Source organism: Streptomyces sp. NPDC005533 (assembly GCF_042871845.1).
In the GTDB taxonomy this organism is placed as follows: domain Bacteria; phylum Actinomycetota; class Actinomycetes; order Streptomycetales; family Streptomycetaceae; genus Streptomyces.
The window spans coordinates 1-9621 of the sequence record NZ_JBIAJH010000089.1; the positions used below are offsets into that span (position 1 = coordinate 1).

Sequence of the window (9621 nt, forward strand, 5' to 3'; positions counted from 1 at the left end):
ACGGAGGAGAGGGGCTCGTCGGCGGCGGGTGAACCACCCGTGCCGCCCGGCGACTCATCCAGTTCTACCGACCACCCGGCGGCCTGGCAAAGACCGGGCGTACTAGCCCGCCTCGCAGACGGGTCCCTACGGCCCGCCCCTGCCGCGATCAACCTCCCAGCAGGTGAAGACGGGTGTGAGGGGGGTGTGGTGGTGGCCTTCGGGGTGCACTATCGGCGTTCGTATGTGACGTGGGTCCTGTGGGGCGCCTCACCGCCCAGGGCCCCGAATGTTACCCTCCGCCACCGTTCGTACCCCTTTCGAGGGTGGGTTCGCGGCCCGTGACGGCCGTCGAATCGAAGGAGACGGGCGCGTCGAAGGCAGCTTTCCGAGTCGCCCGCCGCAACGCCTTCAGCAGAGTGGCCCCCACCGTCAGCGTCAGGACGACCGTCAGCGCCGCCCGGCCCAGGTCCCACCCCACCGAGGTCGCCAGGCAGTACGCGACGAACCGCGCCAGGTTCGCGGGGACGGGATCGCCCGGGTGGAACGAGATGCCCTGGCCCATGCCCTGCAGGAGCACCCACCCCTGCAGGTTCATGACCGTGCCGTACGCGAACGAGCCCACGAAGCCGTACGCCGCCAGCATCAGCAGCTCCGCCCGGCCGCGCAGCCGATCCGGCCCCGGCAGCAGCCCGGCCCCCAGCGAGAACCACCCCATGGCCAGCATCTGGAACGGCATCCACGGCCCGACCCCGCCCGTCAACAGGGCCGAGGCGAACATCGTCACCGAGCCCAGGACGAAACCGAAGCCGGGACCGAGGACGCGGCCGCTGAGCACCATCAAGAAGAACATCGGCTCCAGCCCGGCCGTCCCCGCGCCCAGCGGTCGCAGCGCCGCCCCGACGGCCGCGAGCACACCGAGCATCGCCACCGCCTTGGCGTCCATGCCGTTGTCGGCGATCGTCGCGACGACCACCGCCACCAGCAGGGGAAGGAGCGCGGCGAAGAGCCAGGGGGCGTCCTGGGAATGGGCGAGCCCCGACTGCCGGTCGGCGAGGAGCGGCCAGCCGAAGGCCGCGACGCCGATGAGGAAGACGAGGACCAGGGCGGCGGCGGCCCGCGGCCCGACGCGGACGGGCCGGTTCACCGGGACTCCCTCGCGTCGAGGGCCGCGGCGACCTGGCTCACCGTGAGCCAGTGGCCCGGCGCCAGGACCTTCGCCACCTGCGGGGCGAACGCCGGCGAGGACACGACGACCTCGGCCGTCGGGCCGTCCGCGACGACCTCCCCGCCGGCCAGGATCACCACGCGGTGGGCCAGCTCCGCGGCGAGCTCCACGTCGTGGGTGGCGAGGACGATGGCGTGGCCGTCGGCCGCCAGAGCGCGGAGGATCTCGACCAGGCGGACCTTGGCGGCGTAGTCCAGGCCGCGGGTGGGCTCGTCCAGGAGCAGCAGGGCCGGGCGGCCGGTGAGGACCAGCGCCAGGGCGAGGGCCAGACGCTGGCCCTCGGACAGATCACGGGGGTGCGTCTCGTCGGGGACCTCCGGGAGCAGCGCGCGGACCAGAGCACGGCAGGTGCCGGGGGCCGCGCCGGCGTCGGAGTCGGCGGCGGCGCACTCGGCGGCGACGGTGTCGGCGTAGAGGAGGTCGCGGGGCTCCTGCGGGACGAGGCCGACGCGACGGACCATCTCGGGCGGGGGCGTGCGGTGGGGGGTGCGGCCGCCGACGGTCACCTCGCCGGTGGTGGGGGCGAGCGTGCCGACGAGGGTGGCGAGGAGGGTGGACTTGCCGGCGCCGTTGCGACCCATGAGGGCGATGATCTCGCCGGGCGCCACCGTGAGGTCGATGTCGCGGAGCACGTCCGTGCGGGTGCGGCGGACGCCGAGGCCGCGGGTGTGGGCCGCAGGCCCTTCCGGGGCGGGGCTCGGGGTCGGGGTCGGGCTCGGCGTGCCCCGACGCAGCAGCCGCGCCAGCAGCCCGGCCGCGCCGCCGCCTGGGCTCCGCCGCAGGCCCCGCGCCTCAAACGCCGGGGAGGCTGCAAGATCGGGGCTCCGCCCCGGACCCCGCTCCTCAAACGCCGGAGGGGCTGGAATGTGCGCCGGAGGGGCTGGGATGTGCGGCGCCGGCGGGGTTGGGGTGTGGGGTGGGGGAGGGGAGAGGTGGGTGCGGAGGGGGGTGGCCAGGCGCCGGGCGTCGCGGATCGAGAGGGGGAGCGGGGTCCAGCCGGCGAGGCGGCCCAGGGCGACCACCGGGGGGTGGACCGGGGAGACGGCCATGATCTCCGCCGGGGGACCCAGGACGGGGGCCGCGCCCGGCGCCGGCAGGAGCAGCACCTGGTCGGCGTACTGGACCACCCGCTCCAGCCGGTGCTCCGCCATCAGGACGGTGGTGCCGAGGTCGTGGACCAGGCGCTGGAGGACCGCCAGGACCTCCTCCGCCGCCGCCGGGTCCAGCGCCGACGTGGGCTCGTCCAGGACCAGGACCCGGGGGTGCGGGGTCAGGACCGAGCCGATCGCGACCCGCTGCTGCTGGCCGCCGGAGAGCGTGGCGAGGGGCCGGTCCCGGAGTTCGTTGAGGCCGAGGAGATCCAGGGTCTCCTCCACCCGGCGGCGCATCACCGCAGGTGGCAGGCCCAGGGACTCCATGCCGTAGGCGAGCTCGTCCTCCACCGTGTCCGTCACGAAGTGGGCCCGCGGGTCCTGCCCGACCGTGCCGACCACGTCCGCCAGCTCCCGCGGCTTGTGGGTACGGGTGTCCCGCCCGGCCACGGTCACGCGTCCGCTCAGCCGGCCGCCCGTGAAGTGCGGCACCAGCCCCGACACGGCCCCCAGCAGCGTGGACTTGCCGACCCCCGACGGGCCGACCAGAAGGGTCAGCTCGCCTTCCGGGATCACCAGGTCGACGCCCTGGAGGGAAGGCCCGGCCGCGCCCTCGTAGGTGACCGACACCTGCTCGAAGCGGATCACTGCGACGCCTCCTTGGGCGGTACGGGTGCCACGAACGCGGGCAGCAGGCCGATCAGGATCGCCGCCGTCGGCCACAACGGCAGCGTCGGCGCCACCAGCGGGACCACGCCCGGGTGCAGCGCGGCCGGGTCGACGGTGCCCGCCCGGACGAGGAGCACGGCGACGGCCGCGCCCGACCCGGCCACCAGCCAGGCGCGCGGCCCCCAGCGGTCGGGCCGGTAGCGGGTCCGCACCGACCGGCGTCCGCCGAGGCGCAGGCCCGCGAGGGCCAGGGCGGCGCCGACGCCGAGCACGGGGAGCCCGTACGCGCCGCCCTGCGCGGCGAGCAGCCCGTACGTGCCCGCGCACATGCCGAGGAGACCGCCGAGGGTGAGGGCGTTGGTGGTGTGCCGGACGGCCGGCGGGACCTGCGCCGTACGGCCGTAGCCGCGCGCGTCCATCGACGCGGCGATGGCGACGGAACGCTCCAGCGCGCCCTCCAGGACCGGCAGACCGATCTGGAGGATCGCCTTCACCCCGCCGGTGGGGCGCCCGCGCAGCCGGCGGGCCGTCCGCAGCCGGACCACGTCGGCGACCATGTTCGGCGCGAAGGTCATGGCGACGACGACGGCCACCCCCACCTCGTACAGGGCGGCCGGCAGGGACTTCAGCAGCCGCGCCGGGTTCGCGAGGGCGTTCGCGGCGCCCACGCAGACGAGGAGGGCGGCCAGTTTCGCGCCGTCGTAGAAGGCGAAGGCCAGCTGTTCGGCGGTGACCCTCCCGCCGAACCGGATGCCCTGCGCCCAGGCCGGCAGCGGGATCTCCGGGAGCGTGAACAAGGTGTGCGCGCCGGGGACGGGCGAGCCGAGCAGCATGGAGAAGAGCAGGCGCAGGCCGATGACGACGAGGCCGAGCTTGAGGAACGCGCCGTAGGAACGCGCCCAGGGCGCGTCCGTGCGGCGGGCTGCCACCACGTACCCGGCGACACCGACGATCAGGCCGAGGAGCAGGGGGTTGGTGGTGCGGGAGGCGGCGGTGGCGAGCCCGAGGGCCCAGAGCCACCAGGCCCCGGCGTGCAGGGCGGTGGCCCGGCCGGCGAGCGGGGCCCGCCATTTCCTCTCGTACGTCGACCAGTGCGGGGAGTCCGGCGCCGCGGGGCGGCTCCGGCGGGCCGGGGTCACGTCGCCGGGTGCGGCTCCGGCGGGGGTGCGCCCGGCCTGCGGCCGGCCCCGGTACCCGCCCGTGCCACCCGGGCGGCTCGCGCTGCGACCGTGGGCGGCCCCCGCGGGTGCCGCAGCGCCGTCGGCGGCCGCCCCGCCGTCGCCGGGCGCCGGCTCCCGCGGGGTCGGGACCGTCATCGGGTGCGGCGGCGGGACTGCCAGACGGCTGCCGCGGCCAGGGCGGCCACGGCCGCCATGCCCGCCAGCAGGCCCGCCGACGGGCCGCCGTCGTCCGCGGTGGGGGCAGCCGGGGCAGCCGGGGTGGCGGACGCCGCCGCCGACGCGCTCGCCGCCGGGGCGTCCGCCATCGGTTCCCCGCAGCCCTGCCTCGGATAGCCCGAGACCGCGCACAGCAGGGCCGCGCCGTTGTAGCGCAGCGGCTTCGCGACCGACGCCAGTGCCTCGGCGGCCGTGGCCTCCGGGGCCACCTGTGCGCAGGCGGTGCGCGGGGCGTCCTGGGGCGGGGCCTCGCCCGACGGGGCGTCCGCGGGCACGCCGAAGTCGACGACGAGCGCGACCCGCTTGCGGCCCTGCGCCGGGGCGGTGGAACCGCAGACGGCCTCGAAGTCGGCCGCGGCGCGCGGCTGCGCCGCCTGGTCCGCCGCGTCCTTGCTCACCGAGAAGCGGAAGCCCTGCACGGAGCCGTCCTTGGGGCGGGCCGTCGAGGGGCCCTGCGTCGCGTACGACCACCGGCCGCCGTCCGAGCCGTCCCAGAACGACCAGTAGCGGTAGCCGGCCGCCAGCGCGGGAGCGGCGGCCAGGACGGCCAGGACGCTCCCGAGGGCCAGCGCCAGAGCGAGGGCCGCGGCGGGCCGGCGGTGGCGCATCAGAGCTGGTTCTTCTTCCGGCGGCCGCTCAGCAGGATGCCGATGCCCACGCCGGCCGCGCCGCCCGCGCCGATGATCCACCAGAGGTTCTGGTCGTCGGACGAGTCGTCCTTCACCGTCGTGGCGTCCGTGTCCGGGCCCTGCGGGGCCGGGCCGGTCGCGTTCAGCGCCGCGACGAGGTCGGTGCCGCCGAAGGACTTCGGGTCGGTGCCCGTGGCGTGCGCGGCGAGGATCAGGGTGCCGAGAGCGGCCGGGCTGCCGTTCGCCCACTGCGCCGAGTTGGCCTTGAGCCACTCCAGGGCGCCCGCCGCCGACTGCTTGTGCCCGGCCGCGGCCAGGGCGATCACCGCGTCGACGGTGTTGCCGGTGTCCGGGGTGGGCTGGTCGGAGCCCGGGGTCACGGCCGTCAGGTGGCCGTCCTTCTTGAGGGCCTCGGCCAGGTGGCCCGCCGCGCCCTGGGCCGCCGCCACCGGGTCCGCGGCGCCCGCCGCCGGGCAGGTCAGCGGCGCCGCGGGGGTGTCCGTACCGGAGGGGACGACGGCCGAGCCCGTGCCGAGGCCGGCCAGCGCGGCCGCGGCCGTGGCGTCGCCGTTCGCGAGCAGCTTGCCGTCGACCGGCTGGAACGCGAAGGCACCCCGGTCGGCGGCCGGCTCGGCGGCGCAGCCCAGCTGGAAGGAGAGCAGCGCCTCGTAGGGGGTCTTGCCCGCCTTCGACTTGACGTCGGCCGGCTTCTCACCGGCCGTGGCCAGGGCGCTGATCACGATGGCGGTCGAGTTGGCGTCGGTGCCGCCGTCCATGGCGCCGCCCGGGTTGGAGCTCCAGCCGCCGTCCTCGTTCTGTACGGACTTCAGCCAGGCGACGGCCTTCTTGACGCTGTCACCGTGGCCGCCGAGCGCGGTCAGCGCCTGCACGGCTGCGGCCGTCGCGTTGGAGTCGATGTACGCGGTCGCGTCGCAGTCCTTGGCGGTGTCCGCGCGGAAGGCGGGGAAGGAGCCGTTCGCGCACTGCTGGCCGACCAGCCAGTCCACGGCCTGCGCGGCGGGCTTGACGCCGACGGTGTCCTGGGCGAGCAGCGCGAAGGACTGGCGCCACACGCCGTCGTAGCCGGGGTCGCTCTTGCCGTAGAGGCCGGAGGGGATGACCGGGGATGCGGAGGGGGAGGCGGGCGGCGCGGTGTCGGCGAGGGCTGCGGGGGCGACACCCACGCAGAGCACGGCGGAGGCGGCGAGCGCGGCTGCGCTGCGACGGACGTTCATGGGGGAGGGTGCCTCTCCTGCTGGGGAACCGGAGGCGGGCACGCACTGGCACCGGGCTCCGGCTCCGTTTACCTCGACGGTGCCGGCCGCCGGAGGATCCGACGGCGCGAGCCGCGCACTTGCGGTACGGGGCATTCCGGCTCCCCGCCCGGGCGGTGCCGGGTGGGTCACGGTTGCGGGTCAGCGCCGGATTCGCACCGGCTTCCCCCCGTACGGAAAGGTGGACGACGGCTTCACTCTACCGGCCCGTAGCCTGCGGGTCCGGGGGCGCCGGGGGCCAGGGCCCCTTACCGGCCACGCCCCGGTCCCGGGCCGGGCCGCGCCCGGGTCCGGCGCCGGCCCTGCCCGAGCCCGTACGGCACCGTGCCGCAGCCCTCACACCGCCCGGTAGGTCACCGGGTCGGTGCCCGGGACGGCCTCCGCGCGGCCCTGCTTCACCAGACGCCGCAGATGGGCCTCCGCTTCCGAGACGGCGATGTTGCGGGAGCCGTACGGGATCTGCTCCCAGGGCCGGTTCCACTCCATGCGCTCCGCCAGCGCCCACGGCGTCAGCGGCTCGGCCAGCAGCGCCCACAGCCCGGACAGCCGCTCCTCGTGGTGGTCCAGCAGTTCCCGTACCCGGGCGGGTGCGTCGGTGAAGGCGTGCTGGTGGGCCGGGAGCACCTCGGCGGGCGCCAGCCGGCCGACGCGTTCGAGGGAGTCGAGGTAGTCGCCGAGGGGGTCGGTGACGCGGGTGTCCTCGGGGGCCTCGTACAGGCCGATGTGCGGGGAGATCCCGGGCAGCAGGTGGTCGCCGGAGAAGAGGCGGCCGTTGCCGGGCAGGTGCGCGGGATGGGCCTCCTCCAGGTGCAGGCAGACGTGGCCGGGGGTGTGGCCGGGGGTCCAGATCGCGCGCAGCCGGCGTCCGGCGAGGGGCAGCAGTTCGGCGGGGACGATCTCGCGGTCGGGCACGGCGGCGCGCAGCCCGGGCAGGGTCCGGGTGCGGCCGCTCGCGCGGGCGGCGCGCAGGGGCGCGAGGTGCTCCTCGGGGGCTCCGGCGGCGGCGAGCTTGGCGCTCATGTAGTCGAACCAGACGCCGGGCTCGGAGGAGCGGGTGCGGACGACGACCTCGGTGTCGGCGGCGTGCATGGCGATCCAGGCGCCGGACGCCTCCCGGACCCGGCCGGAGAGGCCGTGGTGGTCGGGGTGGTGGTGGGTGATGACCACGCCGTGGACGTCGGCGACGGCGATGCCGAGCGCGGCGAGTCCGGCGACGAGGGTGTCCCAGGACTCGGGGTCGTCCCAGCCGGTGTCGACGAGGACCGGGCCGCGGTCGGTGTCGAGGACGTGGACGAGGGTGTGGCCCAGCGGGTTGTCGGGGATGGGCACCTTGATTCCCCACACGCCTCCGCCGTGATCGGTGACCTGTGACGTGTCCTCCGGCATGAGCCCTCCGCCCGTTGCCGCCCTCTGACGAGAACGTGTTCCAGTAGGAGCCCAAGTCGACCACTTCCGGGCCCTTCTGACTAGCCGTTGGATCTTCTCCGCTGTTCCGTCCTGGCCGTGGACTCCTCGAACTAGAACTGGTATCAGTTCTGGAACGCCAAGCCGCAGGAGGCCTCAGCCATGACCGAGCTCGTGGAACACGGACAACTGTTCATCGGCGGGGAGTGGACGGATCCGCTGGGCACCGACACGATCCGGATCGTCTCCCCCCACACCGAGCAGGTCATCGGCTCCGTCCCGCACGCCTCGAAGGCGGACGTCGACCGCGCCGTCGCCGCCGCGCGCAAGGCGTTCGACGAGGGGCCCTGGCCGCGGATGACCCTGGACGAGCGCATCGCCGTCGTCACCCGCATCAAGGACGCCATCGCGGTCCGGCACGAGGAGATCGCCCGCTCGATCAGCTCCCAGAACGGATCCCCGTACTCCTGGAGCGTCCTCGCCCAGGCGCTCGGCCCGATGATGGTCTACGACGCCGCGATCACCGTCGCGCGCGCCTACCCGTACGAGGAACACCGCCAGGGCGTGCTTGGCCCGATCCTGGTGCGCCGGGAACCGGTGGGCGTGGTCGCCGCCGTCATCCCGTGGAACGTCCCGCAGTTCGTGGCCGCCGCCAAACTGGCCCCGGCGCTGCTGACGGGCTCCACGGTGATCCTCAAGCCGTCCCCCGAAGCACCGCTCGACTCCTACATCCTGGCCGACATCGCGCGCGGGGCGGGACTGCCCGAAGGCGTGCTGTCGATCCTGCCCGCCGACCGCGAGGTCAGCGAGTACCTGGTCGGCCACCCCGGCATCGACAAGGTCGCCTTCACCGGCTCGGTCGCCGCGGGCAGGCGCGTCATGGAGGTCGCCGCCCGCAACCTCACCCGGGTCACCCTCGAACTCGGCGGCAAGTCCGCCGCCGTGATCCTGCCCGACGCCGACCTCGACACCACCATCGCCGGGATCGTGCCCGCGGCCTGGATGAACAACGGCCAGGCGTGCGTGGCCCAGACCCGCGTCCTCGCCCCGCGCAGCCGGTACGAGGAGGTGGCCGAGGCCCTCGCGGCGGCGGCCGGCGCGCTGGTCGTCGGCGACCCGCTCGACCCGGCGACGCAACTCGGCCCGCTTGTGGCCAGGCGGCAGCAGCAGCGCTCCCTGGACTACATCCGCATCGGCCAGGAGGAAGGCGCGAAGGTCCTCTCGGGCGGCGGCCGCCCGGCGGGCCTGGACCGCGGCTGGTACGTCGAGCCCACCCTCTTCGGCGACGTGGACAACTCCATGCGGATCGCGCGCGAGGAGATCTTCGGCCCGGTCGTCTGCCTGATCCCGTACGGGGACGAGGCGGAGGCGGTACGGGTCGCCAACGACTCGGAGTTCGGCCTGAGCGGCAGCGTCTGGACCGGCGACGTCGAGCACGGCATCGACTTCGGGCGGCAGATCCGCACCGGCACCTTCAACGTCAACACCTTCAGCCTGGACATGCTCGGCCCGTTCGGCGGCTACAAGAACAGCGGCGTGGGCCGGGAGTTCGGCCCGGAGGGACTGAGCGAGTACCTGGAACACAAGATGATCCACCTGCCGGCGGGCCACGAGGCGGGTGCCTGATGGGTGACCGCTGGCAGGTCGAGGTGGACCGGGGGGTCTGCATCGGCTCGGGCATGTGCGTGAACCACGCCCCGGACGGCTTCGTCCTGGACTCGGCACGCCAGTCCCACCCGCGCGCGGCCGAGTCGGACGCGAACGAGCCGATCCTGACGGCGGCGGAGGGCTGCCCGGTGGAGGCCATCCTGATCACGCTGGCCGCCACGGGCGAACCGGTCTTCCCACCGGAGGACTAGGTGTATTGATCACGAGCGTTGTTGACACTCGGCTGGTCTTGAACATGGCGAAGACCTCCGGTGTGGTGGGAGCTGTCTAGGAACCCATTGC

8 protein-coding genes and 1 riboswitch are annotated in these 9621 nt (G+C 75.0%); of the genes, 2 read left to right on the forward strand and 6 right to left on the reverse strand.

Annotated elements, in window-relative coordinates:
• Positions 1-271 precede the first annotated feature (271 nt).
• From ACFYP3_RS36000 to ACFYP3_RS36025, 6 genes are all read right to left on the reverse strand, one after another.
• Positions 272-1177 (reverse strand): ECF transporter S component, encoded by a 906-nt coding sequence (locus ACFYP3_RS36000; protein ID WP_388842176.1) that lies wholly within the window; start codon positions 1175-1177, stop codon positions 272-274.
• Positions 1123-2946 carry an ABC transporter ATP-binding protein gene (locus tag ACFYP3_RS36005; protein ID WP_388842164.1) on the reverse strand — a complete coding sequence of 608 codons (1824 nt, stop codon included), beginning with the start codon at positions 2944-2946 and terminating at the stop codon, positions 1123-1125. Before ACFYP3_RS36005 ends, ACFYP3_RS36000 begins: the two co-directional genes overlap by 55 nt.
• A complete protein-coding gene (locus ACFYP3_RS36010; RefSeq protein WP_388842166.1) occupies positions 2943-4283 on the reverse strand; it encodes an energy-coupling factor transporter transmembrane component T in 1341 nt (446 codons plus the stop codon). Before ACFYP3_RS36010 ends, ACFYP3_RS36005 begins: the two co-directional genes overlap by 4 nt.
• Positions 4280-4972, reverse strand: a complete 693-nt coding sequence (locus ACFYP3_RS36015; RefSeq protein ID WP_388842168.1) for an SCO2322 family protein — start codon at positions 4970-4972, stop codon at positions 4280-4282. The genes ACFYP3_RS36010 and ACFYP3_RS36015 overlap by 4 nt, the downstream gene beginning before the upstream one ends.
• The gene (locus tag ACFYP3_RS36020) at positions 4972-6228 is read right to left on the reverse strand and encodes a prenyltransferase/squalene oxidase repeat-containing protein (RefSeq protein WP_388842170.1); all 1257 of its coding nucleotides are present in this window, start codon (positions 6226-6228) and stop codon (positions 4972-4974) included. Before ACFYP3_RS36020 ends, ACFYP3_RS36015 begins: the two co-directional genes overlap by 1 nt.
• A gap of 112 nt (positions 6229-6340) precedes the next feature.
• Positions 6341-6470, reverse strand: a riboswitch (cobalamin riboswitch).
• 133 nt (positions 6471-6603) lie between these two features.
• On the reverse strand, positions 6604-7653 hold the full coding sequence (locus tag ACFYP3_RS36025; protein WP_388842172.1) for an MBL fold metallo-hydrolase: 1050 nt from the start codon (positions 7651-7653) through the stop codon (positions 6604-6606).
• Positions 7654-7833: 180 nt separating this feature from the next.
• Between ACFYP3_RS36025 and ACFYP3_RS36030 the strand changes: the two genes are divergently transcribed.
• Positions 7834-9297, forward strand: a complete 1464-nt coding sequence (locus ACFYP3_RS36030; RefSeq protein WP_388842174.1) for an aldehyde dehydrogenase — start codon at positions 7834-7836, stop codon at positions 9295-9297.
• A complete protein-coding gene (locus tag ACFYP3_RS36035; RefSeq protein ID WP_365484705.1) occupies positions 9297-9530 on the forward strand; it encodes a ferredoxin in 234 nt (77 codons plus the stop codon). The genes ACFYP3_RS36030 and ACFYP3_RS36035 overlap by 1 nt, the downstream gene beginning before the upstream one ends.
• Positions 9531-9621 lie beyond the last annotated feature (91 nt).

Excerpts from the sequence above, each read along its gene's own strand:
- ACFYP3_RS36030 (WP_388842174.1), top strand. The coding sequence starts at position 7,834 with ATGACCGAGCTCGTGGAACACGGACAACTGTTCATCGGCGGGGAGTGG.
- ACFYP3_RS36035 (WP_365484705.1), top strand. The coding sequence starts at position 9,297 with ATGGGTGACCGCTGGCAGGTCGAGGTGGACCGGGGGGTCTGCATCGGC.
- ACFYP3_RS36010 (WP_388842166.1), bottom strand. The coding sequence starts at position 4,283 with ATGACGGTCCCGACCCCGCGGGAGCCGGCGCCCGGCGACGGCGGGGCG.
- ACFYP3_RS36020 (WP_388842170.1), bottom strand. The coding sequence starts at position 6,228 with ATGAACGTCCGTCGCAGCGCAGCCGCGCTCGCCGCCTCCGCCGTGCTC.
- ACFYP3_RS36025 (WP_388842172.1), bottom strand. The coding sequence starts at position 7,653 with ATGCCGGAGGACACGTCACAGGTCACCGATCACGGCGGAGGCGTGTGG.
- ACFYP3_RS36015 (WP_388842168.1), bottom strand. The coding sequence starts at position 4,972 with ATGCGCCACCGCCGGCCCGCCGCGGCCCTCGCTCTGGCGCTGGCCCTC.